The sequence below is a fragment of the Actinoplanes sp. NPDC048967 genome, from assembly GCF_040649415.1.
In the GTDB taxonomy this organism is placed as follows: Bacteria; Actinomycetota; Actinomycetes; order Mycobacteriales; family Micromonosporaceae; genus Actinoplanes.
Genome location: NZ_JBEZFL010000002.1, coordinates 37,329 through 64,089, shown reverse-complemented (window position 1 = coordinate 64,089; position 26,761 = coordinate 37,329). Strand labels below are relative to the sequence as shown.

The 26,761-nt window shown below is 71.3% G+C and carries 28 protein-coding genes; 13 read left to right on the top strand and 15 right to left on the bottom strand.

All coding sequences use genetic code 11. The annotated features are described in order from the left end of the window. Nucleotides 1-152 precede the first annotated feature (152 nt). On the top strand, nucleotides 153-356 hold the full coding sequence (locus tag AB0C12_RS06975; RefSeq protein ID WP_015625344.1) for a cold-shock protein: 204 nt from the start codon (nucleotides 153-155) through the stop codon (nucleotides 354-356). An 83-nt stretch (nucleotides 357-439) separates the two neighbouring features. On the opposite strand, the gene AB0C12_RS06970 is transcribed toward AB0C12_RS06975, so the two are convergent. Beyond that, nucleotides 440-1,171 carry a lysophospholipid acyltransferase family protein gene (locus tag AB0C12_RS06970; RefSeq protein ID WP_360545061.1) on the bottom strand — a complete coding sequence of 244 codons (732 nt, stop codon included), beginning with the start codon at nucleotides 1,169-1,171 and terminating at the stop codon, nucleotides 440-442. 128 nt (nucleotides 1,172-1,299) lie between these two features. Between AB0C12_RS06970 and AB0C12_RS06965 the strand changes: the two genes are divergently transcribed. Beyond that, complete coding sequence (locus AB0C12_RS06965) at nucleotides 1,300-1,479, top strand: hypothetical protein (protein ID WP_360545059.1); 180 nt, start codon at nucleotides 1,300-1,302, stop codon at nucleotides 1,477-1,479. Nucleotides 1,480-1,513: 34 nt separating this feature from the next. Continuing rightward, the gene (locus AB0C12_RS06960; protein WP_360545057.1) at nucleotides 1,514-2,401 is read left to right on the top strand and encodes a hypothetical protein; all 888 of its coding nucleotides are present in this window, start codon (nucleotides 1,514-1,516) and stop codon (nucleotides 2,399-2,401) included. On the opposite strand, the gene AB0C12_RS06955 is transcribed toward AB0C12_RS06960, so the two are convergent. The 4 genes from AB0C12_RS06955 to AB0C12_RS06940 are packed head-to-tail and all read right to left on the bottom strand — an operon-like array spanning nucleotide 2,398 to nucleotide 5,616. Further along, a complete protein-coding gene (locus AB0C12_RS06955) occupies nucleotides 2,398-3,291 on the bottom strand; it encodes an ABC transporter permease (RefSeq protein ID WP_360545055.1) in 894 nt (297 codons plus the stop codon). The two genes, AB0C12_RS06960 and AB0C12_RS06955, sit on opposite strands and share 4 nt — an antisense overlap. Next, on the bottom strand, nucleotides 3,281-4,063 hold the full coding sequence (locus tag AB0C12_RS06950; RefSeq protein ID WP_360545053.1) for an ABC transporter ATP-binding protein: 783 nt from the start codon (nucleotides 4,061-4,063) through the stop codon (nucleotides 3,281-3,283). The genes AB0C12_RS06955 and AB0C12_RS06950 overlap by 11 nt, the downstream gene beginning before the upstream one ends. Nucleotides 4,064-4,120: 57 nt before the next feature. Next, the gene (locus AB0C12_RS06945) at nucleotides 4,121-5,182 is read right to left on the bottom strand and encodes an ABC transporter substrate-binding protein (protein WP_360545051.1); all 1,062 of its coding nucleotides are present in this window, start codon (nucleotides 5,180-5,182) and stop codon (nucleotides 4,121-4,123) included. Between the two features lie 8 nt (nucleotides 5,183-5,190). Further along, nucleotides 5,191-5,616 (bottom strand): Rrf2 family transcriptional regulator, encoded by a 426-nt coding sequence (locus AB0C12_RS06940; protein WP_360545049.1) that lies wholly within the window; start codon nucleotides 5,614-5,616, stop codon nucleotides 5,191-5,193. A 176-nt stretch (nucleotides 5,617-5,792) separates the two neighbouring features. Here AB0C12_RS06940 and AB0C12_RS06935 point away from each other — a divergent pair, with 176 nt between their 5' ends. Then, entirely contained in the window at nucleotides 5,793-7,010 is a 1,218-nt protein-coding gene (locus AB0C12_RS06935) for a radical SAM protein (protein WP_360545047.1), read from the top strand. On the opposite strand, the gene AB0C12_RS06930 is transcribed toward AB0C12_RS06935, so the two are convergent. Genes AB0C12_RS06930 through AB0C12_RS06915 form a run of 4 tightly spaced genes read right to left on the bottom strand, consistent with a single transcriptional unit; the run spans nucleotide 6,991 to nucleotide 11,136 of the window. After that, entirely contained in the window at nucleotides 6,991-7,377 is a 387-nt protein-coding gene (locus AB0C12_RS06930; RefSeq protein ID WP_360545045.1) for a hypothetical protein, read from the bottom strand. The genes AB0C12_RS06935 and AB0C12_RS06930 overlap by 20 nt on opposite strands. A gap of 57 nt (nucleotides 7,378-7,434) precedes the next feature. Continuing rightward, nucleotides 7,435-9,510, bottom strand: coding sequence for an SIR2 family protein (locus AB0C12_RS06925; RefSeq protein WP_360545043.1), 2,076 nt, complete (start codon nucleotides 9,508-9,510; stop codon nucleotides 7,435-7,437). Next, complete coding sequence (locus AB0C12_RS06920; RefSeq protein ID WP_360545041.1) at nucleotides 9,507-10,778, bottom strand: YqgE/AlgH family protein; 1,272 nt, start codon at nucleotides 10,776-10,778, stop codon at nucleotides 9,507-9,509. The genes AB0C12_RS06925 and AB0C12_RS06920 overlap by 4 nt, the downstream gene beginning before the upstream one ends. Nucleotides 10,779-10,782: 4 nt before the next feature. Beyond that, a complete protein-coding gene (locus tag AB0C12_RS06915; RefSeq protein ID WP_360545039.1) occupies nucleotides 10,783-11,136 on the bottom strand; it encodes a hypothetical protein in 354 nt (117 codons plus the stop codon). Between the two features lie 169 nt (nucleotides 11,137-11,305). On the opposite strand from AB0C12_RS06915, the gene AB0C12_RS06910 reads away from it, so the two are divergent. The 4 genes from AB0C12_RS06910 (at nucleotide 11,306) to AB0C12_RS06895 (ending at nucleotide 15,898) form a co-directional block, all read left to right on the top strand. Continuing rightward, entirely contained in the window at nucleotides 11,306-12,601 is a 1,296-nt protein-coding gene (locus AB0C12_RS06910; protein ID WP_360547032.1) for a pitrilysin family protein, read from the top strand. Then, nucleotides 12,598-13,917, top strand: a complete 1,320-nt coding sequence (locus AB0C12_RS06905; RefSeq protein ID WP_360545037.1) for a pitrilysin family protein — start codon at nucleotides 12,598-12,600, stop codon at nucleotides 13,915-13,917. Before AB0C12_RS06910 ends, AB0C12_RS06905 begins: the two co-directional genes overlap by 4 nt. Nucleotides 13,918-13,958: 41 nt before the next feature. Further along, nucleotides 13,959-14,912 carry an NAD(+) diphosphatase gene (gene nudC, locus AB0C12_RS06900; protein WP_360547030.1) on the top strand — a complete coding sequence of 318 codons (954 nt, stop codon included), beginning with the start codon at nucleotides 13,959-13,961 and terminating at the stop codon, nucleotides 14,910-14,912. Nucleotides 14,913-15,016: 104 nt separating this feature from the next. Then, a complete protein-coding gene (locus AB0C12_RS06895) occupies nucleotides 15,017-15,898 on the top strand; it encodes a phytanoyl-CoA dioxygenase family protein (protein WP_360545035.1) in 882 nt (293 codons plus the stop codon). A 52-nt stretch (nucleotides 15,899-15,950) separates the two neighbouring features. Here AB0C12_RS06895 and AB0C12_RS06890 read toward each other — a convergent pair whose 3' ends face one another. Next, nucleotides 15,951-16,193, bottom strand: coding sequence for a mycoredoxin (locus AB0C12_RS06890; RefSeq protein WP_360545033.1), 243 nt, complete (start codon nucleotides 16,191-16,193; stop codon nucleotides 15,951-15,953). 81 nt (nucleotides 16,194-16,274) lie between these two features. On the opposite strand from AB0C12_RS06890, the gene AB0C12_RS06885 reads away from it, so the two are divergent. The 3 genes from AB0C12_RS06885 to AB0C12_RS06875 all read left to right on the top strand — a co-directional run bounded on the left by AB0C12_RS06885 (nucleotide 16,275) and on the right by AB0C12_RS06875 (nucleotide 19,341). Beyond that, entirely contained in the window at nucleotides 16,275-18,419 is a 2,145-nt protein-coding gene (locus tag AB0C12_RS06885) for an ATP-dependent DNA helicase UvrD2 (RefSeq protein WP_360545031.1), read from the top strand. A 137-nt stretch (nucleotides 18,420-18,556) separates the two neighbouring features. Then, complete coding sequence (locus tag AB0C12_RS06880) at nucleotides 18,557-18,838, top strand: hypothetical protein (protein WP_246595442.1); 282 nt, start codon at nucleotides 18,557-18,559, stop codon at nucleotides 18,836-18,838. A gap of 140 nt (nucleotides 18,839-18,978) precedes the next feature. Beyond that, nucleotides 18,979-19,341 (top strand): WhiB family transcriptional regulator, encoded by a 363-nt coding sequence (locus AB0C12_RS06875; protein WP_360545029.1) that lies wholly within the window; start codon nucleotides 18,979-18,981, stop codon nucleotides 19,339-19,341. 378 nt (nucleotides 19,342-19,719) lie between these two features. Here AB0C12_RS06875 and AB0C12_RS06870 read toward each other — a convergent pair whose 3' ends face one another. The 4 genes from AB0C12_RS06870 to AB0C12_RS06855 form a co-directional block, all read right to left on the bottom strand. Next, nucleotides 19,720-19,857, bottom strand: coding sequence for a hypothetical protein (locus AB0C12_RS06870; protein WP_360545027.1), 138 nt, complete (start codon nucleotides 19,855-19,857; stop codon nucleotides 19,720-19,722). Between the two features lie 51 nt (nucleotides 19,858-19,908). Continuing rightward, nucleotides 19,909-21,255, bottom strand: a complete 1,347-nt coding sequence (locus AB0C12_RS06865) for an AarF/ABC1/UbiB kinase family protein (RefSeq protein WP_360545025.1) — start codon at nucleotides 21,253-21,255, stop codon at nucleotides 19,909-19,911. Between the two features lie 509 nt (nucleotides 21,256-21,764). After that, nucleotides 21,765-22,793 carry a hypothetical protein gene (locus AB0C12_RS06860; protein WP_360545023.1) on the bottom strand — a complete coding sequence of 343 codons (1,029 nt, stop codon included), beginning with the start codon at nucleotides 22,791-22,793 and terminating at the stop codon, nucleotides 21,765-21,767. A gap of 240 nt (nucleotides 22,794-23,033) precedes the next feature. Continuing rightward, nucleotides 23,034-23,195 (bottom strand): DUF5679 domain-containing protein, encoded by a 162-nt coding sequence (locus AB0C12_RS06855; protein ID WP_015625326.1) that lies wholly within the window; start codon nucleotides 23,193-23,195, stop codon nucleotides 23,034-23,036. A gap of 474 nt (nucleotides 23,196-23,669) precedes the next feature. On the opposite strand from AB0C12_RS06855, the gene AB0C12_RS06850 reads away from it, so the two are divergent. After that, entirely contained in the window at nucleotides 23,670-24,203 is a 534-nt protein-coding gene (locus AB0C12_RS06850; protein ID WP_360545021.1) for a M48 family metallopeptidase, read from the top strand. Between the two features lie 513 nt (nucleotides 24,204-24,716). Continuing rightward, on the top strand, nucleotides 24,717-25,313 hold the full coding sequence (locus AB0C12_RS06845) for a hypothetical protein (RefSeq protein WP_360545019.1): 597 nt from the start codon (nucleotides 24,717-24,719) through the stop codon (nucleotides 25,311-25,313). A 169-nt stretch (nucleotides 25,314-25,482) separates the two neighbouring features. Here AB0C12_RS06845 and AB0C12_RS06840 read toward each other — a convergent pair whose 3' ends face one another. Next, on the bottom strand, nucleotides 25,483-26,736 hold the full coding sequence (locus tag AB0C12_RS06840; protein ID WP_360545017.1) for a zinc-dependent metalloprotease: 1,254 nt from the start codon (nucleotides 26,734-26,736) through the stop codon (nucleotides 25,483-25,485). Nucleotides 26,737-26,761: the final 25 nt, after the last annotated feature.

Sequence of the window (26,761 nt, the reverse complement as noted above, 5' to 3'; positions counted from 1 at the left end):
GTGGGGATTCTGCCCCAGGCGCTCTTTGTCGTAACCCGGGTTTCTCCGGTACGGGCGATCAGTACGGCGACACGAGTCCCGCGAAGTGCGGGTCTTACTACCTCGTTCCTGGCCATAATGGACGGGAACGATCGACCGTCGAGGAGACGAGCATGGTTACCGGCGTAGTGAAGTGGTTTAACGCGGACAAGGGCTTCGGGTTCATCACCCCGGACGACGGCGGTGCCGACGTCTTCGCCCACTTCTCCGCCATCCAGACTTCCGGCTACCGCAGCCTGGACGAGAACCAGCGGGTTGAGTTCGAGGTGACCCAGGGCCAGAAGGGCCCGCAGGCCGCGAACATCCGCCCGCTCTGATCTCAGCAACACGCTGACCACCGGCGCCGGTCCCCTCGGGGGTCGGCGCCGGTGACGTTTCCGCCCCGGCGCGGTGGTGGTCCTCAGGCCCCCGCCGGGGTCGCGTCACCGACACCCTCGGGCCGCGGCGCGGTGCCACCCAGGTGGGCCGGCAGCCACCAGCGGTCGTCCGGCCCGGACGGCTGCTCCGGGTATTCCCGCTGGGCCGCGTCCAGCAGCGCGCTCAGCCGCTGCCGCAGGACCACCGTCGTCGCCTCCGCGGTGGCGCCGACCGCCGCCCGGATCGGCTCGCCGATCTTGATGATCACCGGCACGTGCCGTTTGGTCAGATCTTTCGGGTGGCCCTTGGTCCAGAGCCGGTGCGGTCCCCACACCGCCATCGGGATCAGCGGCACCCCGGCCGCCCGGGCCAGCCGGGCCGCGCCCGACTTCAGCGCCTTGACCGTGAACGACTCACTGATCGTGGCCTCCGGAAAGACGCCGACCACCTCGCCGTTCTTGAGAGCCCTCTCCGCCTCGTTGAAAGCCGCGGTGCCCGCCCGGCGGTCCACCGGGATGTGGTGCATGCCGCGCATCAGCGGCCCGCTGACCTTGTGGGTGAAGACCGACTTCTTGGCCATGAACCGGACCAGTCGCTTGGCCGGCTGGGCGCCGAGGCCGCAGAAGATGAAATCGAGGTAACTGGCGTGGTTGCTCGCCAGTACCGCCCCGCCCGTGGCGGGGATGTGCTCCGCCCCTTCGATCTGGATCCGCAGGTCAAGGGCACGGAACATCGTCTTGGCGAGGCCGATGACGGGGGGATAAACGATTTCCATCCGATTACGGTACCGGGGCAGGGTGAAGGTTGCCTGGCAGGAATGCAACCGATCCGGCTCCAGCGGCGTCTTAGAGATGACTGTGCCGGATCCCGGGAGGGGTCCGACTTCGCTGGGGAGGCTTTCGCATGCAGACCGTGTCCGCCCGTCGGGAGCTGGGCCTCGTGCTGGCGTTGGCCGTCTTCGGACTCGCTCTGGTCCTCGTCGTCGCATTCGCCCCGTGGTACGGACCGGTCGTGCCGGGCGATGCCGGGGCATCTGTGGTGCAGACCCTCCCGCCGGACGCCACTGCCGCGCTCGGCCGGTAACCCATGACGCGTCCCGGTGGTGTTCACTGGGATGATGTCCGAGAGCACACAGACCCCCGCCGTCTGGTCGCGGCCGGGTGGTGCGTGGGGTTCGGGCACCGTGACCAGTCCGGGCGTACCCCCGCTGGTGCCGCCGCCCGCCCCGCCGGAGTCGCCGCCCGCCGATGGGCCGCAGCGGCGCCGGCGCCAGATGTTGATCTTCGGCGGCATCGCCGGCGCGATCCTCGCGGTCGGCCTGGTGGTGATCCTGATCGTGGCCCTGAGCTCGGAGGGCAACCCGTTCGACCGGAAAGCTTCCGCCCCTACCGACCTGCGGCCACCGCTGGCGCAGATGTGTCCCGCGCCGACCGTGGCGCCCAGTGCGGACCCGACCGGGCGGCCCAGCGCCCCGCCGCCGGCCGCTCCCGGGGAACGGACCACCGACCCGGACGCGGGCATCTCCTACAAGAAGTACGGCGCCCCGTGGGTCCCGTGGGACACCACCTGGCGGGCCGGCACGCTCGAGGTGCCCTACCGGGTCGGCCAGCACTTCGTGACGGAGCAGTACAGCGGCGGCTCGTACCACGCCTCGATCCTGTCGGCGGCGGTCCCGGCGGCCGACAACGACGCGGTGACGGTTGATCTCAAGTGCGTCGGCCGCCAGGTCGCCGCGGACGTACGCGCGGAGTACTACCCGCAGCCGAACACGGTCGAGCCGTTGCGGGACGAGATGACCACGCTGGGCGGGCGGCCGGCCTGGGTCAGCGAGTTCCGGCTGCACTTCAAGGCGGCCGGGCTGACCGCCACCGACGAGCTGTCGGCGGTGGCGGTCATCGACGTCGGCAAGCCGACCGCGGCCGTGCTGTACGTGTCGATCCCCGGCACGCACAAGCAGTTCGACTCGGTGATCGACGACGTACTGGAGTCGGTCCGGCCGCTCTAGTTACCGGTCAGGCCCCAGCGCTTGCGCAGCGCGTTGTCGGCCGCGTTGAAGAGCACGTCGATCAGGATGCCGATCACCAGCACCACGATGATGAACGAGATGACCAGGCTGGACTCGCTGAGGTCGCGTGCCTGCTGCATCCGTACGCCGATGGACAGCGCGCCGGGCACGATCACCAGCAGCTCACCGGCCATGAGGCTGCGCCAGGAGAACGCCCAGCCCTGCTTGAGCCCGGAGATGAACGAGGGCAGCGACGCCGGCAGGATCAGGTGGCGGTACTTGGCGAAGCCCTTCATGCCGAGCACCTGACCGACCCGCAGCCACGTACGCGGCACGTAGTCGATGCCGCTGATCAGGCCGTTCGCCACCGAGGGGGCGGCGCCGATGATGACCACGAACATGATGGCGCTCTCGCTGATCTGGAACAGCAGGATGGCCAGCGGGAACCACATGATCGACGGCATCGTCTGCAGGCCGGTGATCAGCGAGCCGATGGCTGCCCGCAGCGGCGCGAAGCGGGACACCGCGGCGCCCACGATGGTGCCGATCAGCACGGCCAGCGCGAAGCCGGTCACCGCGCGCAGCATGGTCAGCCGGACGCCGTCCCAGAAGTCGCCGGTGGTGATCAGCGTGCCCAGGTCCCCGAAGACGGTGGCCGGGCCGGGCAGCACATACTCGGGCTTCCATTGCGCCCAGACCACGATCTGCCAGGCCAGGATGACGATCGCGATGGCCAGCAGCTTGGGCCAGGCGCTGCGCCAGACGCGGCCGCCCAGGGCCGCCTTGCTGCGCCGGGGGCCGAGCTCCAGCGCGTCGAGCCCGGTGATGCGGTCCGCGGCCGCGGTGTCCGAGGCCGTGCGGTTGTCCTGGACGGGAACCTCAGCTTGCATGGCGGGCGACCTCCGCGCGGAGCCGGTCGGTGATCTCGGCGGCCTGGCTGGAGACCTCGGGGGAGTCGATACGCCGGGGGCGCTCGTGCATGATCTTGTAGTCCTCGATGACCCGGCCCGGGCGGCTGCTCAGCAGCACGACCCGGTCGCCGAGGCGGACGGCCTCGCGCACGTTGTGGGTGACGAACAGAACGGTCAGGTTCTGCTCGCGCCAGATCCGCTCCAGCTCGTCGTGCAGGATGTCCCGGGTCATGGCGTCCAGGGCGCCGAACGGCTCGTCCATCAGCAGGACGTCGGCGTTCTGGGCCAGGGACCGGGCGAGGGCGACGCGCTGGCGCATGCCGCCGGAGAGCTCGTGCGGGCGCTTGTGGCCGAAGCCGCCGAGCCGGACGACCTCGAGCAGTTCCTCGGCCCGTTGCCGGCGCTCGGCGCGGCCCATGCCGCGCAGGCGCATGGGCAGCTCCACGTTGCCCAGGACGGACAGCCACGGGAACAGGGCGGCCTCCTGGAACATCAGGGAGACGTGCCGGCCGCCGATGTCGAGGGTGCCGCCGCTGATCTGGTCCAACCCGGCGACCAGGGAGAGCAGGGTGCTCTTACCGCAGCCGGAGGCGCCCAGCAGACAGACGAATTCGCCCTTGGCCACGGTCAGGGAGACCCGGTCGAGGGCGAGCAGGGTGTTGCTGCCGGAGCCGTACTGCTTGGAGACGCTGTCCAGGCGGACCACCACGTCGCGGTCGGTCCGGGCTTCCGTGGCTTGCAGGATGCTCATGGGAACTCCCAGGTCGAGCCGGCCGGGCCCGCGTCGGCGGACCCGGCCGGAGGCGGATCAGGAGGCTGCGGCGTCACTGACCGCGGGCTGGCCGTCGGCCTTGAGGAGCTCGTTGAGCGGGCCGAGGTCGTAGATGCCCTTGAGGTCGACCGGCTTGAGCAGGCCGACGTCCTGAGCGTGCTGCGCACTCGTGTAAAGCGACGAGGCGACCGGGTCGTTGGTGAACGTCAGGTTCTTGAACGCCGAGGCCAGGATCTCGTCCTTGAGCGGCTTGCCGGACAGGGCGCCGAGCTGCTCGTTGGCGGCCTTCTGGGCGCCGGCGTCGTCGGTCGCGATGAGCTTCTCCGCGGCGAGGTGGCCCTGCAGCAGCTTCTTGACCGTCGCCGGGTACTTCTTCAGGAACTCCTGCTTGACGATCAGGTGGGTGGTCACGAACTGCCCGTTCGGCCACAGGTCCTTCTCGTTGACCAGCAGCTTGCCCTTGGACTCCAGGATCATCCGGCTCAGGTTGGGCTCGGGCACCCAGGCGCCGTCGATCGCGCCCTGGGCGAAGGCCTGCAGCGCCGTCGCGTTGTCCTGCGGGAGCACGGAGACGTCGCCGCCGCCCTGCTGGTCGGCGTTGAGGCCGTTGGACTTCAGCCAGGCGCGCAGCGCGACGTCCTGGGTGTTGCCCAGCTGCGGGGTGGCGATCTTCTTGCCCTTGAGGTCGGCCGGGGCGTTGATGCCCTCCTTGACCACCAGGCCGGCGCCGCCCGAGGTGCTACCCGCGATGATCTTGATCGCGGTGCCCTTGGAGGTGGCCCAGGCGTTGATGGCCGGGTTCGGGCCGATGTAGGTGGCGTCGATCGCTCCGGAGAACAGTGCCTCGACCGCGGCCGGGCCGGCGTTGAAGGTCTTCGGCTCCAGCTTGGTGCTGCCCAGCGACTGCTGGAACAGGCCGTTCTTCACCCCGATCAGGGCGGGCGCGTGGGTGATGTTCGGGAAGTAGCCGAGCCGCAGCGCCGGTGCCTCGCCCGACGCGGAGGCGGCGTCGTCGCTCTTGCCGCAGGCGGCCAGGACGGTTGCGGACAACAGGGCGGTGGCGGCCAGGGCAAGCGCACGGACTGTGCGGGAGCTCATGCTCACTCCTAGTTCGTTCTCAAGGTGGTGGGAATCGCGGAAACAGTGAGTTCGGCGAGCGTGCGGTGGTTCACGACACCCTCGATGGCTTCTTCCACCGCGAGCCAGACGTCTTTGAGCCCGGTGGCGACACCGTGGTAGGTCGTGGTCGTGGTGGGCAGGCCGCGCACCGTGGTGAGGGCGCCGCCGACGGAGCGGACCACGTCCCCGACGGTGATGTCCTCGGCCGGGCGGGCCAGGGAATAGCCGCCGTCGACACCGCGGTGGCTGTGCAGCAGGCCGGCGCGGCGCAGGTCGAGCAGGATGCCCTGGAGAAAGCTGAGCGGGATGTCCTGAGCCGCGGCCAGCGCGGCCGCCTTGACCAGGTGGGGGTGGTCGGCGGCGATCGCCAGCATGGCCCGGACGGCGTAGTCGGTGCGTGCCGAGACGTACACGGGGCATGTCCTCTCGGTCCGGCGAGCCCAAACTCTGCTTTCTCTATCTGATGGATGGGAATAGTGGATGAGGTAGGGGATGGTCGTCAAGCCCCGACCGGATAGTGAGAAGCCGGCGACCGGAGGTGACGGTGCGGCGAAACATGAACGACTACTGACTGTGGCAATATCGCCCCGTGTTCGCCCTGTCCGAGCGCCGCCGAACGTCCACGACCGTCCGCCTGGCGCCCGGCGTACGGGTGCGGGACTCCATCGCGTACGTGCCCCGCCGTGACCATTTCTTCGCGCTCGACCCGGCCCATCTGCACGCCCTGCGCCGGGTCCGGGCCGGCCGGGCCGGCGGCGACGCCGAGACCAGGGCGCTCGCTGAGCTGGGCATCTGCGAGACCGACCCGGACACCCCGCGGCGCGCGTTCTTCGGCCGGTCGGTCGTCGGGCAGCTCGACGTCCTCCCGCGGATCACCGCGCCGCTGGTGGTGAACTGCTTCGCCACCGCCCACTGCCCGCTGCGCTGCCTCTACTGCCACGCCGACGACCTCATGACCGGCTATCGCGAGCAGGAGAACGAGGCCTGGTTCACCCGGGTGCTACGCGCTGCCGCGGCGACCCCGGCGATGGTCGGGGTGGTCACCGGCGGGGAGCCGCTGGCCCGGGCCGAGCGGGCCGAACGGCTCATCGCCCGGCTGGCCGGGACCGGCAAGGCGGTGGTGCTGGACACCTCCGGCGTGGGCGACTTCAGCCGGCTGCTGCCCACCCTGCGCCGCCACCAGGTGCACGTCCGGGTGTCGTTGGACAGCGCCGATCCGGCCGGCAACGACGCGCTGCGCCCGGCCAACCGGCAGCACCTGCCCCCGGGCGCCAGCTCGGCCGTCTACGCCGTGGACGCGATCCGGCGCGCAGTCCGCGCCGACGTGCCGTGCAGCGTCCAGACGGTCGTCACTGCGCGCAACGGCGATCTGGCGACGCTGCTCGCGCTGCGTGATCAACTCGTGGGTCTCGGGGTCACCACGTGGGTCCTGCACGTCGTCGTGCCGGTCGGCAAGGCTGCCCACCCGCAACGGGCCGCGCTGCTCGCGCCGGCCGGAGTGCAGGACGTCCTGGACGACCTGGTCCGGCGGACCGCGGCGGACGGTGTGGCGATCGACATCCGGCTGACCAGCACCCACCGGGCGCCGAACTCGACGCTGCTGATCAGCGCCAAGGGCGAGCTCGCGGTGGAGAACGTGGCGGACGGCGGCAAGAGTCTCTTCGCGTTGCCCCGGATCGGGGTCCGCGGCGCCGTGCTGAAGCACTTCCGGGCCCACGTGGACCTGGCCGGGCACGCCGGCCGCTACCTCAACGGATCACAGGCGCCGTGGGCCGAGGCGGTCGGCGCTACTCTCCCGCGGGCGTGAGGGCCCAGATGGCGGCCGCTTCGAGCAGCGACTTCACACTCGCCTCGTCGCCGGAGCAGATCCTCAGCACCCGGGCCGGGACGTACCCGGTCGGATCCAGCTCGCGCAGCCAGGCCGCGGCCAGCGCACTCTGATTGGCGGCCGCGAAGACGTTGACCAGCTCGGCCGCGGCGGCCAGCCGGCGCCGGACCGGCCCGGCCGGGCGCTGCCCACCGGCGAACCAGGACTCGAACTCCGCGACGGAAGCCGCTCCGGCCACGTACGCCGTCAGCTCCACGCCCAGGGCGGTGACGCACAGTGCGGCGTCGTCCTCGACGGACGAGGGGACGGAGGTGTGCCCGACGCGCTCCACAACTGTGGCAGTCATACCTGAGACGCTAACTCGGCCGCGCCAAGACCGCGACCTCCGAACGGGCAACCGTGCTCATGGGCGCAGAAACAGCTCGGTCACCCGGGCCGCCAGCAGGTCCAGCACCGGGCGCCCGTCCTCGATCGCCGCGACGAACGCCGCCCACGAGTCCAGCGGGAAGTCCTCGGTTTCCGGCACCGGCTCGTTGTTGAGGTAGCCGGGCAGCAGCAACGCGTTCTGGAACAGCCACGGCACATAACTGCCCTCGGCGTCCCAGCCCGGCAGCTCCCGGGTCCGGAGCAGGTGCTGGCGCAGCTCCTCCTCGGACGACCAGCGCAGCATGTGCGCGTCGTGCTTCAGGCTCTTGATGTACGGGTTGTAGAGATGCCCCGGCCCGAAGCCGAAGGTCTGCCGCCACTGTGCCCACAAAATCGCCTCGTCGCGCCCGCCGAGCGTCATGACGTCGTTGGTCGCGCTCTCCAGCAGCATGCTGTTCAGGTACGGCCACAGCGTCAACGGCGTGAGCAGCCTGTTCGCGTCCGTCCGCAGCACCGACTGCACGATCGGCCACGCGTTCTTCTCCAGCTCGTCCCACGAGGTCAGGTTGGGCACCGCCTTGACCGCCGCCAGCAGGCTGTACAGCGACGGGTTGTGCTCGCCGTAGAAGGTGCGCGCCACCGACCAGGGGTCCGTCGGGCGCAACAGCGACTCCGGCGAGGTGTCCGCCGGCTGCCGCTGCACCTGGTCGAGGAACTCCGACAGGCTGACGAACTCGCGGACCGCGCCGTGCCCGGTGTGGTCGATCCAGCGATCCAGGTCGGCCCGGAACGCGGCCGCCGCGTCGATGTCCCGCGAGCCCACGTCGTCGATGCAGACCCGCACCTCGACCCCGAGCCGGGCCAGCGCGCCCGCCACGAACGCCTGGACCATGTGGATCACCGAGGCGCGCGGGCGCAGCCGGACCGGCCAGAGCAGCCGGATCGGGCCGACCGTGCCGCGCTGCTGGTTGATCCAGCCGAACCGCCGTTCGAGCTGCAACAGCAGGCCGGGCACGTCGCGCGGGGGCTGGGTGCCGGGCTGGGACACGAGCTGGCGTTCCCAGCTGTGGTGCCGTACCCGGTGCCGCAGGCCGGTCGCCCGCGGCGGCACCGGCACCTGCGCGCGTTCGGCCAGGGCCGGGAAGAGCCGTTCGGAGTCGACGCCGGGGAAGCATTCGACCGGCAGGCCGGTCGCCTCGCGCAGGCGCTCGGCGGTGCTCAGCGCGCCGGCCGCGTCGGGGTCGTTGAGGGCCCAGAGCACGCGTACGGGCCGAGTGCGCGCGGCCGCGGCGATGGCGGCGGTCAGCGTGCCGGACCAGTCACTGCTGCCGATCACGCAGACGGTGTCGCCGCGGATCAGGTCGGCGGTCGCGGCGATGAGCAGTTTGTTCTCCGCGATGCGGGCCGGGTCGTGCAGCAGTTGCGGGCCCCGGACGTGCAGCGTCGGGCGCCAGAAGCCGTGCAGGTGGAAGACGCGGACCGCGCCGTCGGCACCGCGGGTCGTCCCGGTCGTGCCGCGCGGATCCATCGGCAGGCTCACCGCGCGGCCGCCCGCCGAGCGAATCGCGATCTCCAGCAGCGGGTCGAAGTTCGTGGTCAGCACCCGGTGGTCGAAGGCCTCCGGGACCTGGGCGAGCAGGTGCCCGAGCGCCTCGACGCCGCGGGGCAGCTGCCACGAGAACCGGTCGTTCTCCACACCCTCGCCGACGCCGCGTTCGAGCCGCTGGCCCAGGCCGTGGGTGGCCAGCGGGGACTCCATCGGGTCCGGTGCCGCGTACGCCTTCAGCACCGCCTGCTGCGCGATCACGTCGAACGCCCCGGCCGACACCCAGTCGGTGAACACCCGCCGGTAGGCGCGGTACACGTCGATCGGGCGGGCCCCGACGAGCTCCGAGCGCGCCTGCTCCAGAGCCCGTTCCAGGGCGCCGTCGTCGTTGCGCCCGGCCGCGAAGCTGTCCGCGATGTCCAGGACGCCCTGCACCCGCGGGATGACGCCGGCTGTCACGCCGGAGCCGAGCAGCAGCGTGATCTGGTCGACGTCCCGCAGCCCGGCGGTGAGCCGGTCCAGCAGCAGCACCTCACCCGCGCTGAGTCCTTCCGCCGGGTCGGTCATCGGGCCGCCTGCAGGGACTGCCACAGCTCGCCGGGCCGTTCGGTGAAGACCTGCCGGGCGGTGTGCCGGCTGGCCACCAGCGCCCCGCGGTCGAGGAACTCCTCCAGCTCACCGGCGCGCCAGCCGAGGTAGCCGACGAAGACGCGCATCGTGTCGACCGTGGCGGCGACGTCCTCCGGTACCGCCGACAACGCCAGGGTGCCAAGCCGCTCGCGGATCGGGGTGAACCGCAGCGGCTTGGGTGCGCCGGCCCGCAGCAGGGTCACCACGATGTAGCCGTCGCGGGCCACCGGACCGCCGTGGAAAAGCATCGCGGGGTTGCGCAGCAGCGCGCGCCAGGCATCCGGGAACTCGTCCGGGATGTCGCCGGCGGGCTGAGTGATGCACACGCCGAGCGCACCGGTCTGGTTGTGCCGCAGCACCAGGATCGCGCGCTGGCCGAGGTCCTCGTCGACGAACCAGGGCGCCGCGTAGAGCACGCTGCCGGCCAGGTTGTGCCGGGGCGCGGCCGGGTTGTGCACCAGGGCGATCTCGCCGCCGGCGTCCCGGGCCCGCAGCTCGGGACGCTCGAAGCCGCGGCGCAGCATCGCCCGGCGGATCGTGCGCCAGACGGTGTGGACGGTCAGCGTGGCCGGCACGGACTCGGGCGGCGGGGGCCGCAGACCGTCGCGCAGCAACCGGATCAGCTCGCCGGTGAACGCGGTGTGCACCTCACCGCGCGGCGCCATGGCCGGGCGGTTGGCCGGCGCGGAGACCAGCAGGCAGGTGCCCTCGGTCTCGGCCTTGTCGGCGACCGCGTCCGTGCCGCTGCCGTCGCCACCGAGCTCGGACCCGGCCCGGCCCGAGTAGCAGCAGTCGAGGATCACGACCCGGCGGCGGGCCCGGGTGTCGGCGACGGCCCGGCGGATCCAGTCGTACGGGACGCCGCGCTCGTAGGGCGCCTCGGGATCACAGCCGGGCAGCCCGAGGATCAGATTGTCATCGTCCACGTCGACCAGTCCGTGGCCGGCGAAGTAGACCAGCAGCATCCCGTCGCGGCCGGCCGCCGCCGCGGCCCGCCGGATCGCCCGGCTCACCTCGGCCGGGGATTCCGGGTCGAGCAACACGTGACAGTTCTCCGGCGGCACTCCCCACAGGTCCTCGTGCTGGAAGAGGTCGCGCAGATCCGTCACGTTGCGCCGGGCGGCGGGCAGCTCGAAGAGCCGCCGGTAGGCCGACACCCCGATGAGGACGAGCTGGGCCGCGGCCGGGTCTGTGACGTCAGTCATGCGACTACTTCTGCTCGCGCTGCTCGAGCTCGGTCAGCGCGACGGCCAGCGACGTGTGATCGGCCACGTCGATCCGGGTGACCGTGCCGTCGGCCGCGGTGTGGGTGATCGTCACCTTGGGCGCCGGCCGGCGGGAGTCCCGCCAGCTCGCCACGGCGAGGGCCAGCTGGCCGGCGGACAGCCCGCTCCCGATGATCAGGGTCAGCACGTCGAGGAGCGTGCCCATCAGCTCGGGATCGTCGCCGCCGCCCAGGGCCAGGCCGCCGTCGACGCGGACCGCCTGCTCCCGGCGCAACCAGCGATGCAGCGACTCCGCGTCGGCGGTCGAATCGCACTCCAGGCGCAGCCGTACCGGCACTGGTCTGTCTCCCCGTGGTGGTGGTGGATCGGACGCGACAGGATATCGAAGCATTTACCTCGCGTCACGGACTCACTACGCGAAAGCTAGCACCGCCGATCGAGGGCGCCGGACCACGGATCGGACACGCGCCGCTCCGGGGGTTAGATTCTCTGGTGTGGCGCGCAAAATGAAGATTCCCGCGACGAAGTATCCGGTGGAACGCTTCACCCTCGACAACGGTCTGCGGGTGGTCCTCACACCCGACCGCAGCGCCCCGGTGGTCGGGGTGGCGGTCGTCTACGACGTCGGTATCCGCTCCGAACCGGAGGGACGCACCGGCTTCGCCCATCTCTTCGAGCACCTGATGTTCCAGGGCTCGGAGAATCTGGAGAAGCTGGCGCACTTCCGGCACGTACAGGGAGCCGGTGGCAGCTTCAACGGCTCGACCCACCTCGACTACACCGACTATTTCGAGGTGCTGCCCTCCGGTGCCCTCGAACGGGCGCTGTTCCTGGAGGCCGACCGCATGCGCGGCCCCCGCCTGACCGAGGAGAACCTGCGCAACCAGGTCGACGTGGTCAAGGAGGAGATCCGGGTCAATGTCATGAACAGGCCGTACGGCGGTTTCCCGTGGCTGCGGCTGCCCCCGGTGATGTTCGAGACCTTCGCCAACGCCCACGACGGGTACGGCTCGTTCGGCGACCTGGACCACGCGACCGTGGCCGACGCCGAGGAGTTCTTCGACAAGTACTACGCCAGTGGCAACGCGGTGCTCGCGGTCGCCGGTGACTTCGACGTGGCCCAGGCGACCACGCTGATCGAGCGGCACTTCGGCGACGTGCCGGCCCGGGGCAAGCCCGACCTGCCCGACTTCGCCGAGCCCGACATCGACGGCGAGCGCCGGGAGGCGTACACCGACCGGCTCGCCCCGCTGCCCGCGGTGGCCAGCGGCTGGCGGCTGCCCGACCCGATCGCCGAGTTCGAGGCCTACCTGCCGTACGTCGTGCTGGCCGAGGTGCTGACCGACGGCGACGCGTCCCGGCTGGTCGAGCGGCTGGTGCAGCGCGACCGGACGGTCACCAGTGTCGGCGGCTACATCGGCTTCATGGGCGACGAGTACCAGGTCCGCAACCCCACCGCGATGCTGCTCCAGGCGCACATGCCGCCCGGCGGCGACGCGGACAAGGTGCTGCGCACCATCGACGAGGAGCTGGACCGGCTCGCCACCGGCGGCATGGCACCGGGCGAGCTGGCCCGCACCCAGGCCCGGATGGCCACCCACCTGCTGCGCGACACCGACGCCGTGCTCGGCCGGGCGTTGCCGATGGCCGTCCTGGAGACCCAGCGCGGCCGCCCGCAGCTGCTCAACGAGCTGCCCCGGCTGGTCGGTGAGGTCACCGAGGCGCAGATCGTCGCCGCCGCGGCCACCCTGCGGCCGGAGCGCCGTTCCACCATCGAGGTCATCCCGGGAGCCAACCAGTGACTGCGCGTGAACTTCCGGACCTGATTCCGGACTCCAAGCTCAAGCTGCCCAAGCAGGCCGAACGCAAGCTCAGCAGCGGCCTGACGGTCATCGCGATCCGGCGCCAGGCGGTGCCGCTGATCGAGATGCGGTTGCGGGTGCCGTTCGGCCGGGCCCCGCTGGCCCGGGCCACCCTGCTGTCCCAGGCGCTGTTCACCGGCACGGCCACGATGTCCAGCATCGACATCGCCGCCGAGCTCCAGGCCGTCGGCGGCGGACTGTCGGCCGGGCTGGACCCGGACCGGCTGCTCGTCACCGGCAACTCGCTGGCCGCCGGCCTCGACCGGATGCTGGAGATCCTGGCGGCGGTGCTCACCGACCCGACGTACCCGGCCGAGGAGGTGGCCACCGAGCGGGACCGCCTGGTCGACCACATCCAGGTCGCCCAGAGCCAGCCGGCCCACCTGGCCCGGACGGCGCTGCTGCACCGGATGTACGGCCGGCACCCGTACGCGGTGCAGACGCCGGAGCCGGAGCAGGTCAAGGGTGTCCGCCCGGCGCAGCTGCGGGCCCTGCACGCCGACCGGGTCCGCCCGGACGGCGCGGTGCTGGTGCTGGTCGGCGATCTCAACCCGGAGAAGGCGATCGACGCCGCCGAGAAGGCGCTGGGTGGCTGGATCGGCCCGAGCCGCGACGGCAACGTGCCGCCCACGCCCGAGCTGGAGCCCGGCCCGCTGCTGCTGGTCGACCGGCCCGGCGCGGTGCAGTCGTCGCTGCGGATGGCGCTGCCGGCGGTGTCCCGCACCGACCCGGAGTATGCGGCGCTGCAGCTGGCGAACATGGTCTTCGGTGGTTATTTCTCGTCGCGCTGGGTGGAGAACATCCGCGAGGACAAGGGCTACACGTACGGCCCGCACAGCTCGATCGAGCACTTCGTGGCCGGCTCCGCGCTGGTGGTGGCGGCCGAGGTGGCGACCGAGGTGACCGGCCCGGCGATGCTCGAGACCCTGTACGAGCTGGGCCGGGTGGCCAGCCTGCCCCCGGGCGAGGAGGAGCTGGAGCAGGCCCGCCGTTATGCCCTGGGCACCCTGCGGCTGGGCATGTCCACCCAGGCCGGGCTGGCCGGGCTGGCCAGCATCTACGCGAGCTTCGGCCTGCGGCTGGACTACCTGAGCGAGCACTCGGCGGCGCTGGCCGCGGCCACCCGGGAGCAGGTCACCGAAGCGGCAGCCAAGTATCTGGCGCCCTCGCAGGCGGTCACGGTGGTGCTCGGCGACGCCGACAAGGTCGAGGCACCGCTGGCCGCCCTGACCCCGGTGGAACGCGGGGCCGCGTGAGCGAGTCCGTGGCCACGTCCGGCTCCGGCGAGCAACCCGACGTGGGGGAGCAACCGGGGCCGGCCGTACCGCCGCTCGCCCGGACCAGCCTGGACCGGGCGGCGCACCACCGCACCGACGCCGACTGGCTGGCCGAGGCCTGGAAGACCGGCCTGGTGCTGGTCATCGACATCGCCCAGGGCGGCCGGGCGCTGGTCGCCGAGCGTCCGGACGGCACGCCGACGCTGGTGCTCGTCGGCGCCGACGCGGCCCCCGAGGGCGAGCGCCTGTTCCTCGGGGTGGACCCGGCCGGCGTGCCGATCTTCGCGATCGACGCCCCGTTGCCCGCCTCCGAGGACGCCCAGGCGCGCACCCTGCGCGACATCGGTGACCGCCTGGACCCGCGGGACGCGGGCATCCTGACCACCGCCGCGGCTCTGGGCAACTGGCATGCCAGTCACCGTTTCTCGCCGCGCAACGGCCAGCCCACCACGGTCATCGAGGCGGGCTGGTCCCGGGTGGATGCCGAGGGCCGGGCCATGTGGCCGCGTACCGACCCGGCGATGATCGTGCTGGTGCACGACGGTGTGCCGGGAGCCCAGGGCCGCTGCCTGCTGGGCCACAACGCGGCCTGGCCCGAGACCGGAGGCGTCCGCCGGTTCTCCTGCCTGGCCGGATACGTCGAGCCGGGCGAGTCCGCGGAGGCCGCTGTGGTGCGCGAGGTCCAGGAGGAGGTCGGCGTCCGGCTGCGGGCCTGGCAGTACGAGGGCAGCCAGTCCTGGCCGTACCCGGGCTCGCTGATGCTCGGCTACACCGCCGTGGCGGACCGGGAGCAGGCGATCACGGTCGATCCCGAGGAGATCGACGAGGCGCGCTGGTTCACCCGCGAGGACGTCTCCCGGATGATCGCCGGCGACTACGTGGAGCCGGAGAGCGGCGTACGGATGAATCTGCCCATGCGGTCGTCGATCGCGTTTTATCTCGTTGAGCGATGGTTGGGCGATTTCCCCCGTTAAGGGATTCACATTTTTCTAATCAAAGGATTCTTCACACTCACTTAGCAACGAAGGGGGGACACTCCAGCGTCTGGTAGAGCAGACACGGAGGAAGAGGTAGATAGATGTCCCTGCTTGCTGAGCAGACCTGGACGCCGATGACGGCCGAGGAACGGGCGCAGTTCGACCGCGACGGCTTCCTGGTCATTCCGGCGGTGCTGACCGAGGACGAGGTCGCGATCGCGCGCACCGCGATCCTGCGCACCAAGGAGAAGGTGGCCCACGAGGGCGGCCTCGGCGCCAACGGCGCACTGCACCAGCTCTCCGCGGTCACCAACAACCCGGAGCTCGCGTTCCTGCTGGATCACCCCAAGGCGTTCAAGTACATCTGGTCGATCCTCGGCTGGAACGTGCACGTCTACCACTCGCACGTGGATGTGCACCCGCAGATCCACGAGCAGCAGAAGGACTGGTGGCACTGGCACCAGGACGGCGGCCGGCAGAACCGTGAGCTGGAGACCGACCCGCGCCCGCGGATGTCGGTGAAGCTGGCCTACTGGCTGTCCGACGTGAGCGAGACCGGCCGGGGCAACTTCACCGTCCTGCCGGGCAGCCACCTGACCAACTGGCTGCCGGGCCCGCCGTCGCGCGGCGTCCCGTGGCCGCAGCCCGAGGGTGCGCTGCAGATCACCGCCAACCCGGGCGACCTGGTCGTCTTCGACCGGCGGCTGTGGCACGCGCGCTCGGACAACTACTCGTCGATCACCCGGGTGGGCGCCTTCTTCGGCTACACCTACCGTTGGGTGGCCGGCCGCGACGAGGTCGCGGACCTGCCCAACACGCCGGAGTGGGCGTCGTTCACGCCGGTGCAGAAGCAGCTGCTCGGCGGGGCCGGCGACGGCAGTGGCGACCACGCCTGGGGCCACTACCCCGAGACCACCCCGCTGTACGGCGAGCTCAAGCGCCAGGGTCTTCTCGACTCGAGCGTCCCCGCGCTGATCCCGTGACGCGGACGGGGCCGGTCGCGTTGCGACCGGCCCCCGCCGCGCCCTGGCTCCGCTAGGCGGAGATGGCGGCCAGGTGCTCCTTGACCTGCACGATCGACGGGTTCGTCAGCGCGGACCCGTCGTCGAAGCGCAGGGTGGGCACGGTCTGGTTACCGCCGTTGACACCCATCACGAACTCGGCCGAGGCCGGGTCCTGCTCGATGTCGATGACGTCGTACTGGATGCCCTCCCGGTCGAGCTGCGACTTGAGCCGGTGACAGTAACCACACCAGGACGTCGAGTACATGGTCAACATCGCGCGGGATCCCTTCGGAGACATCACATGGCGGTACGCCATCACGTGAAACGTCGGACCGGGGTGCCATGATTCCCGGTTGTGACAGCCGAACGCGTGCTTGCCGGGCTCGACCCCGATCAGCGGCGGGCCGTGACCGCCCCCGCCGGGCCGGTCTGCATCCTCGCCGGGGCCGGCACGGGTAAGACCCGGGCCATCACCCACCGGATCGCCTACCGCACCCTCAAGGGCGAGATCAGCCCGCGGCACATCCTCGCTGTCACGTTCACCGCCCGGGCCGCCGCCGAGATGCGCGCCCGGCTCACCGCCCTCGGCGCCGGCCGGGTGCAGGCCCGCACGTTCCACGCGGCGGCGCTGCGCCAGGTGCGCTACTTCGCCCCCCGGCTGCTCGAGGGCCGGGCGATGCCCGAGCTGGTCGAGAGCAAGGCCCGCCTCGTCGCCCTGGCGGCCAACCGGGTCGGCATCCGCGCCGACCGCACGGCGGCCCGCGACCTGGCCGGCGAGATCGAGTGGGCCAAGTCGTCCCTGGTCGAGCCGGGGGAGTACGTGGTCGCCGCGGCCAAGGCGCTGCGCGAGCCGCCGTACGAGGCCGCCAAGGTCGCCGAGGTGTTCGGCGCGTACGAGGCACTCAAGCGCCGCCAGGGCGTCATCGACTTCGAGGACATGCTGCGCGCCGCGGTCTGGGGCATCGAGGAGCACTCCGACGTCGCCGAGCAGGTCCGCGCGCAGTACCGGCATTTCGTCGTCGACGAATATCAGGACGTCAACCCGCTCCAGCAGCGCCTGCTCGACGCCTGGCTGGGCGGGCGCGACGACATCACCGTGGTCGGCGACGCCAGCCAGACCATCTACTCGTTCACCGGCGCCACCTCGGCGTACCTGGTGGATTTCCCCCGCCAGCGCCGCCACGCGGTGGTCGTCCGCCTCGTCCGCGACTACCGCTCGACCCCCCAGGTCGTCGGCCTGGCCAACGCCGTGATCAAGCAGGCCCGCGGCACCGAGGCCAAGCTGCGCCTCGAACTGGTCGGCCAGCGCCCGCCCGGAGCCGAGCCGGACCTCAAGATCTTCCCGGACGAGCCGGCCGAGGCCGTCGCGGTCGCCCGCCGCTGCCGCGACCTCATCGGCGCGGGCACCCCGGCCAGCGAGATCGCGGTGCTGTTCCGCACCAACGCGCAGTCCGAGGCCTACGAGAAGGCGCTGGCCGAGCTGGAGGTGCCGTACGTCGTGCGCGGCGCCGAGCGCTTCTTCGAGCGCACCGAGGTGCGTCAGGCGATGATCGCGCTGCGCTCGGCCGTGCGGTCCACCCCGGGGGAGACCCCGCTGGTCCAGGCCGTCGTCGAGGCGCTCTCGGCCGCCGGCTGGGCCCCCGACCAGCCCCCGCCGGGCGGGGCGCAGCGTGAGCAGTGGGAGGCCCTGGCGGCGCTGGTCGCCCTGGCCGAGGAGTACGCCCGCACGCCCGACCTGCTGCCGCTGGGCCAGGCCGGCGCGGTGCAGCACGACGTGTCCCTGTCGGCGTTCTGTGCCGAGCTGGCCCACCGCGCGGAGCAGCAGCACGCCCCCACCGTCGAGGGCGTGACGCTGGCCTCGCTGCACTCCGCCAAGGGCCTGGAGTGGGACGCCGTGTTCCTCGTCGGGCTGGCGGAGGGCACGCTGCCGACGACGTACGCGAAAACCCCCGAGCAGCTCGAGGAAGAACGCCGCCTGCTCTATGTCGGAGTGACCCGGGCCCGGCAGTGGCTCTGGCTGTCCTACGGCCAGAGCCGGTCGCCGGGCGGCCGCGCGCGGCGCCCGTGCCGGTTCCTGCCGCAGCTGGGCAGCACCCGCACCGGCCTGGAAAAAGCAAGCGTCGCGGGCGGCAGTCGGAAACCCGTCAATCGCCGCAGCACGGTGGTCTCCTGCCGGATCTGCGGGGCGACGTTGATGGCCGGCGCCGACCGCAAGCTGGGCCGCTGCCCGACCTGCCCCTCGGACCTCGACGAGGAGCTGTACGAGCGCCTGCTGGCCTGGCGCGCGAGCACCGCCGCAGAGCAGAAAGTTCCTGCTTACGTGGTGTTCACAGATGCCACGATCGTGGCGATCGCCGAACGCAAGCCGGCCACCCCGCCGGAGCTGCTGGCCATCGCCGGAATCGGCCCCCGCAAGCTGGGCCAGTACGGTGCCGCGGTGTTCGCTCTGGTGGGCGGCGAGAGCCTCGCGGAGCCGCCGTCAGAAAACTTTGAAAACTAGTCCGTTAATTCGTTTGCCCTCGCCCCGCGGCCGGGCTTAGCCTCAGTGCACACCTTGACGAGCACGGGTTACAACCATGCTCATCAAGGGTCTGAAGAGCACGACTCGAGCGCAAGACGATGGAGGAGGTGGCACCGGTGAAGCTCAACTACACGATCGAGCGACCGTCGACGCTGCTTGCTGCTGTCTGCGCTCCGTCCGTCTCGTGGCTGCCGGCATCCGCCCCCGTGGCGCTGCTGACCGCTGAGCGGGCTCCCGTTTCGCAGGCGCACCAGGTCCAGATCCAGGCCGAGCTGGTCCGGATCCTGGTTGATGTCGACGGAAGCAACGGGACCACTGGGTTCGTGGGCAGCAATGGCGTCGCCAAGCGCATGACGGCTGGTGCCAGCGGTGTCCCGCCTCGAGGAAGGCCGGTCTGAAAAGACCATCCGGCTCACCTCGAGGCCGCGGAACCCGTAACCGGGATCCGCGGCCTACTTTTTTTGCCGGCTCACCGGCCGGTGCACGACCTGTATCGCGATCCAGAAGATCGAGAAGAAGAGAGAGGTGACCGGGCTTTATGAGTCTGGCGCTGGCCCCACTCGACGTGAGCGTCGAGCTCGAGGCAAACCTGCCCTGTCGGAAGTTCGACCCGGACCTTTGGTTCTCGGACTCCCCGGCCCAGCTGGAACTGGCCAAGTCGCTCTGCGGGGACTGCCCGCTGCGCGTCGAGTGCCTCGCCGGCGCGGTCGAGCGGAACGAGCCCTGGGGTGTCTGGGGCGGCGAGATCTTTGAGCGTGGCGCCGTCGTGCCGCGCAAGCGGCCCCGTGGCCGTCCCCGCAAGGTCGACGTCGCCCGCGACGCCGAGCTCCAGGTCGAGGTCGACGAGCGGCTCGCCGCGAACGGCCTCGAGTCCCGCAACTCGGTCCGCCTCGCGGCCTGAGACCACATTCCTTTACGTAGAGACGGAAAAACAAAGTCGTGAACACGAATGGAACCTCGAAGGTGAAACTCATCCACGAAGCGCTCTCACGCGCACGAATGCGTCGGCCTCAGGCCGACCTTCACCCTGAGGCACACCGACCCGCCCGTCAGATCGCGATGGAGGCCCGGCACCGGGCTGCCCGTGAACTGGGTGGACGCCTCTGAGCAATGAACCCGATGGGCCCGTCCGCGCAACCCGCGGGCGGGCCCCCTTTCTTTTGCTCGCTTTCAGATCAAGTGCTTTGTTGCCACGGTCCGTCGGGGTTCGGGCCGTCGCTCCCGCGGGGACCGGTCGCTTCGCTCCCTGCCAGGTGCTTGCATGGTCGCGCTCGCCGGGTCAGGCCGTGTTGTCGGTCAGGAGCCGGAACATCGCGTGGTCCTGCCACTCACCGGCGATCTTCAGGTATTTCGGGGCGGTGCCGAAGCGGCGCAGCAGGGAGGTGATCACCTCTTGCTGGCCCGTACCGGCCCCCACGGGGCGAGGAACTTCCGGTTGTTCCGCAGGGCGGCGCTCAGCGCGGGCGTGTCACGCGACCGGGGCGAAGCCGGGCAGCCACTTCTGCAGGATCGACCTGTACGGCGCTTGCGCCTCCAGCTGGCACAGCACGCCGATCGAGCCCAGCGTCACCCGGTGGATCAGCAGGTACGACGGCGGGAGGTTCAGTTTGCGGCTGAGCTGGAAGGCCGGTGACTTGGGGCTGGACAGCCGGGTCGCCTCGCCGCGGATCCAGGCGCGGGTGAAGCGGAACTCGTCGACCGCCACCGGCTCGATCATCGGGCGCAGGAAGGCGAGCACCGCCTGGGCGTCCAGCTCGTCGTCCGGCTTGATGAAGCCCTCGTCCCGCAGCCCTTCGGCCACCCCGTCGGCGTCGCCGTCGAGGGCGAGCCGGACCAGCCGGCCGATCGGCTCCGGGTGGCCGCCGGGCAGCCGGGCCACCGCGCCGAAGTCGATGACGCCGAGCCGGCCGTCGGGCAGGATCCGGAAGTTGCCGGGGTGCGGGTCGGCGTGCAGCAGACCGGTGCGGGCGGGCGCCGAGAAGTGCAGCGTCGCCATCAACCGGCCGGCCTCGTCGCGTTCCTCCTGGGTGCCCTCGCTGATCACCTTCGACAGCGGGACGCCCTCGACCCACTGGGTCACCAGCACCCGGGGCGCCGAGGCGACCACCCGCGGCACGAAGATCTCCGGGTCATCGGCGTAGCCGGCGGCGAAGGCGGTCTGTGCCTCCGCCTCCAGGGCGTAGTCGAGCTCTTCGGTGATCCGCTCGCGCAGCTCGGCGAGCAGCGGCTTCATGTCCATACCGGGCTGAATGATCTTGAACATGCCGGCCAGCCGGCCGAGCTGCTTGAGATCGGCCAGCAGCGCCTCACCGGCGCCCGGATACTGCACCTTGACCGCGACGTCGAGCGTCTTGGGCTTGGCGCCCTTGCGGCTGGGCGGCAGCTTCCACACCGCCCGGTGCACCTGACCGATGCTGGCCGCGGCGGCCGGGCTGTCGTCGAACTCGGCGAACTTGTCCCGCCAGTCGGCACCGAGCTGCTCGGCGAGCGCCTTGTGCACGTTGGCCACCGGCATCGGCGGGGCGGCCTCCTGCAGCTTGGTGAGCGCCTGCCGGTACGGCCCGGCCATCTCCTCGGGCATCGCGGCCTCGAAGACCGACAGCGCCTGCCCGAACTTCATCGCCCCGCCCTTGAGCTGGCCGAGGACGCTGAACAGCTGCTCGGCGGTGCGCTGCTGGATGTCGGCGGAGATGACGTCCGTCGCGATGCCCGTCACCCGCTTGCCGAGGCCGAGCACGGTGCGCCCGGCGAAGCCGAGGGGCAGTGCGGCGAGCTTGGCGGTGCGGGACGCTGCACGACGCGGAATGTCGGTCACCAGATCATTGTGACCGACGCGGGGCGGATCAACCGCTCCCGCGGCTCTTGTTCGAGCCGGGACGTGCCAAAAGTCCGATCACTGCCCATCAATGAGGTCCCGCTGTGACCCACGCCTCCTTTCGGCGCCGCCCGGGCCGACCGTATCGGCCGCCCGGGAGGGGCGGTGGGGGTGAGTCCGCGGGTGGAGTGGATGGCGGGGCGGTGATGGCCTCTCTGCGTCGATGGGCTGGCCGGTCGGGCGCGGCGGGGGTCGGGTGTCCGGGCGGGTGGAGTGGATGGCGGAGCTGGCCTCTCTGCATCGATCGGGCCGGCTGTCCGGGCGCGGCGGGGGTGGGGGTGTCTGGGCGGTGGATTGGTTGGCGGAGATGGCCCGGGGCGGTGATGGCCTCTCTGCATCGATGGGACCGGCTGTCCGGGCGCGGCGGCGGTCGGGTGTCTGGGTGGGCGGGGTGGATTGTCCGGGTCAGCGGGGCGGGTGCGTCGGCCGGAGGGGTGGAGTGGGTGAGGTCAGCGGGGGCGGCTGCATCGGCAGGACGGGTGGGGTGGCCAGGTGCGGCGGCGGAGGTGGCCCGGGGCGGTGATAGCCACCTCCGCGCCGAGGGTCTGGGGGGTGCCCTGGTCGAGGTGGGTCAGGGCTTCCGCGGTGAGGTAGCCGATCGCGGCGAGCAGAGTGGCGACGCTGCACGGCTCGACGGTGACCGGCGTCGGGTCGGGGGCGGTTCGCGGCCAGGTGGAGTCGCGGTCGGCGCGGTGCAGGGCGATGCAGGTCGGGCAGGGTGTGGCCGCGGGCAGGAGCAGCGGGCCGACGATCACCGTGCCTTCGCGGATCGTCGCCGTCAGGTGGGGGCGGTTGCGGTGGGCGCTGGTGACGAGCGGCCGGGTGGCCGGGTGATCGTGAGCCAGCTGGATCACCAGTGATGCTGCTCCCCGGCGTACCGGACGGGTTCTGGTCCTGGGGGCCGCGCGTTCGATGGCGGCCGCCACCGCCTCGGCCCGGGGTTTGCCCAGGTCGGCCTCGCTGAGCGGGCCGCCCGGGAGCTCGTGGCCGGACACCGCGCCGGACAGGTCGGGGTGGACGTGGTTGACGCCGGCGGCGGCCAGGGCGACCGCGACGCCGGCGGCGAGGCGGCCGGGGCCGGTGACCACGATCCGGGCCGCGGCACGGCGGCGCAGCGTGCGGGCCGGTGAGGTGGTCGCCCCGGAGAAGGCCAGCGCGGCGGCCTCAGCGGTCAGCCGGGCCGGCATCGCCGGCGGGAACAGGCTCTGGGCGGGCACCACCAGGCCGGCCGCGTGCAGGGTGTCGAGCAGGGCGGTGGCCTCGTCGGGAGGCAGGCCGACAGCTCCGGCCCGGGCCACGGCGAGCCGCTCCGAGCGGGAACCGTCGAGCAGGTCGAGCAGGCGGGCCGCTCTCGGCTCCGGCAGATCGAGGAGTACGGCGTGAGCCGGATCGAGGCCCAGCTGGAGCGTGTGCGGGGTGCGCCAGATGCGGGGGAGCCCTGGCAGCAGGGTGGGCCGGGGTAGCGGCGTACGGCTCATGACATGACACGGTGTCACGACTTCGGCGCACAGCGGATTGGTTGTCCACAGGCCAATACCGCCTGAGGGCAGGGTTATCCACAGGATTCCGCGAGTTATCCACAGGCAGGTGGGGGAGCGGCTCAATCACTTAACGTGTTGAGGCAGTAACTGGTTACGGACCCGTACGGGTGACACGGGGTGCGAAAGCCGACGGGGGCGACCGAAATGGTCGCCCCCGTCCTTGCTTGTCAGGCGCGGTCAGGCCTTGGCCTTGCCCAGGATCCGGTTGACCGTCGTGCCACAGACCGGGCACTTGCCCTTGGCCATGTTCATGCCGGTCTTCGAGACCTCGACGGTGCCCTGGAAGTCGCGCTTCTCCTTGCACTTCACGCAGTAGCCGTTGTACGTGTTGTCGGCCACGATTCCTCCTCGTCATGTTGTCAGCCGGGTCGGCCCGGTGCCTGGCTCGCGGCGTCAGGCCGCGATCTGTGTTCGGCGCTGGACCGCTCCGCGACCACGTGAATGTGGCCACCCGCTCGGGGCGGTCACTACCCAGGTCGGGGCCTTTCCATGTCAGCGCAGCGTCGACTGTGTCGTCGACGGCCTGAGTGTGCCGGGCGAGATGATCCTTTTTAGGCACATACGGGTAGACACGCCGACGATTTACTCCAGATCGCCTGAAACAGGACGTTTGGGTCGGCCGGAGTATGGTCGTTTCTTCGGATACCGTGGGCGTTTCCGGCGGCCCCGGCGCGTGCGGAGAAATATTTTTCGGATTTACTGGGGCGTAGGTCACATTTTGGGAGCGTGTCGTTTCTCGTACCCTTGCGCTGACCTGGCCCTGACACATTAACGTCGCAATGTGAACCCCGAGCTGGGCCGCGCGAGCCGGTAATGGCCAGGACGCGCAAGCCTGTCGTCGAAGTGCGGCGCAGCCAGCGCCGGCGTCGCACAGTGTCCGCGTACCGGGAGGGCGAGCGCGTTGTCGTCCTGATCCCCGACCGGTTCTCCCGGGCCGAGGAGACCGAATGGGTGGCGCGGATGCTCGAGCGCCTGGCCGCCCGCGAGGAACGCATCCGGCGCACGGACAGCGAACTCCTGATGCGCGCCCGCCGCCTGATCACCCGCTACCTGCCGGACCACTCCGGGGCCATCGTGCCCGCCAGCGTCCGATGGGTGACCAACCAGAACGGCCGCTGGGGCTCCTGCACCCCGGACGACGCCACGATCCGCATCTCGCACCGGATCCAGGAGATGCCGGACTGGGTGATCGACTACGTGCTCCTGCACGAACTGGCCCACCTGGTCGTCCCCAGCCACAACACGCAGTTCTGGGACCTGGTGAACCGCTACCCGAAAGCCGAACGGGCCCGCGGCTACCTGGAAGGCATCTCGGCCGCAACCGGCCTGGTCCTCGCCGACGACTGATCAGCAGTCGGCCGCCGGGCTCAGAGCATGGGCCGGGCTGGCGGACTTGCACCCCGCAGCGGCGTGACGGGTAGGCGGCGGGCTGGGTCGCGGGGCATGGGCCGGGCCGCCGGTTTCCGCTGGGTTGCCGGGCCGCGCGTCTTGGGTCGGGCCGCTGGGCTTGCACCGGGCAGTCGGGTCGCCGGGCCGCCGGGCCGCGGGCTTGTGTCGGGCTGCCGGGTCTCCGCCGGGCCGCGCGCCTTGGGCCGAGCCGCTGGGCTTGCACCAGGCCGCCGGGCCGCGGGCTTGCGTCGGGCCGCCGGGCCGGCCACCGGGCCGCCAGGTCGCAGGGCTTGGAGCGGGACGCGGGGCTTGGGTCGGCCACCGGGCATGGGCTGGCTGCGGAGCACGGGTCGGCTGCTGGGCGTGGGCCCGGCCACGGTCTGCTGGATAAGCGGCGGCTTCAGGCCGCCGGGCATCGGCCGGGCCACAGGACTGCTAGGACCGAGGTGTGCCGGGGCTAGCCTTCGAGTCGTGACCAAACGTGTCGTGGTGGCGTTGCTGAATCCGGTGACCTGGAGCCCGCCCGGAACCGGGCTCGGGCAGTGGCGCGCCGCGCTGGCCGAAGACGTCGTCGACCTGCTGGCCCGGCTGGCCCAGGCTGAGCCGGCCATCGCCGCCACCGCCGATGATCTGGACCTGGCCCGGGAGATCGCCTGGCCGGGCATGCCGATCTACGAGGTCCCCACGGCCACCGTGCTGCCCGTGCTCAGAGCGGCCGAGAAGGACGGCTACAACCAGGCCGCAGTTCTGGCCGCGGACGCCGCCGACGTCCCCGGCATGATCCTGGGCAAGCTTCTACGCCCGCTGAGCAGCAAACCCGTGGCAGTGGCCCCCACCGGCCAGGAGAGCGGCCTGCTGGCCCTCGCCGCCAACCTCCCGGCCCCGGAATGGCTCACGGACACCGACCTGGACACGGCAACACCGATGACAGTGCGCCGCAGTGCGCCGCAGCCCAGCCTCGTCGAGTCGACCGCGGACTGGCGCCGGCTGCGGGGACCCTACGACCTGGCAACCCTGGACCCGGCCCTCGAAGGCTGGGAAAACACCCGAGCCATCCTGGGCGGCTGAAGAGGGCGGCGGAAGAGGGCGGCCGGGAAGACGGCACGAACCAAGCCCCACCATGCAACCAGCTAGAAGGGCAGACAGCAGAAAGCCGGATGGAAGCCATGCAACCACCCGGCAATCGGCGGGAGCGACGGTCAGCGCCATGCAATCAGGCACGACCGGATTTTGCTCTTTATTCGTTCTTTTCCTCGGACCCCGACTCGTCGGTCCCGCCCAGGTTGTCCAGCTCGGAGATGTCCCAGTCCAGCTGAGCCCGGGCGAACTTCTGCGGGTCGGCGAAATCCTCGTCCGTCGGCAGCAGATCGGGGTGATCCCACAGGGCGTCCCGCCCCGCGACCCCGCGGTGCTCGGTGACCGCGGCCCACAGCGCCCCGGCCTCGCGCAGCCGGCGCGGCCGCAGCTCCAGGCCGACCAGCGCCGCGAAGGTCTGCTCCGCCGGTCCGCCGGCCGCGCGCCGGCGCCGGAACGCCTCGCCCAGTGCGGCCACCGACGGCAGCCGGTCGCCCGCCGCGCTGTCCACGACGTGACCCACCCAGCCCTCGATCAGCGCGAGCGCCGTCTCCAGCCGGGCCAGGGAGGCCTTCTGCTGCGGGGTGTCCTCGGGCGTGAAGATGCCCTCGAGCGCCATCTGCTGCATCGACTCCGGGTCGGACGGGTCGACGCGGCTCATCGCCTCTTCGATCGCCTCGCGGTTGACCGTGATGCCGTTCGCGTAGGTCTCGACCGCATTCAGGACGTGCGCGCGCAGCCACGGGACGTGCTGGAACAGCCGCTGGTGGGCCGCCTCGCGGAGCGCCACGTACAGCCGGACCTGGTCCTCGGGCAGCTCCAGGCCGTCGCCGTAGGTCTTGATGTTGGCCGGGACCAGCGCCGCGGTGCCGGCCGGGCCGAGCGGCAGGCCGATGTCGCCGGCCGAGAGGACCTCCGCCGCGAGCTGGCCGAGCGCCTGGCCGAGCTGGCCGCCGAACAGGGCGCCGCCGAGGGTCGCCACCATCGACTGCATCGGGCCGAGCTGGGCGCGGGCCTCCTCGGGGACCAGGTCACCCATGGCGCCCACCATGCGGCCCGCGATCGGGTCGCACAGCTTCTTCCACACTTCGAGGGTGTTGTAGACCCACTCGTTTCTGTTCCACGCGGTGGCGTCGCGGATGCCGGAGGGCAGCGCGGACGCGGGGTCGAGCCACAGGTCGGCGAGGCGCAGGGCCTCGGCGACGGCATTGTGCTCGTACATGTTCACCGCGGGATCGCCGGTGGCGCTCAGCTGGCTGGCCGCCACTTGGCGGGCCAGATCCCAGTTGACCGGGCCACTGCCGGGCGCGGCGAACATCTGCTGCAGCTGATTCATGAACTGCTGCATCTGCTGCGGGTCGGAGGGGTCGGGCGGCTGGGCGCCCGGCAGGCTGAAGCCGAACGGGATATCAGGCACACCCCAACCGTACGCGTGTCAGGGC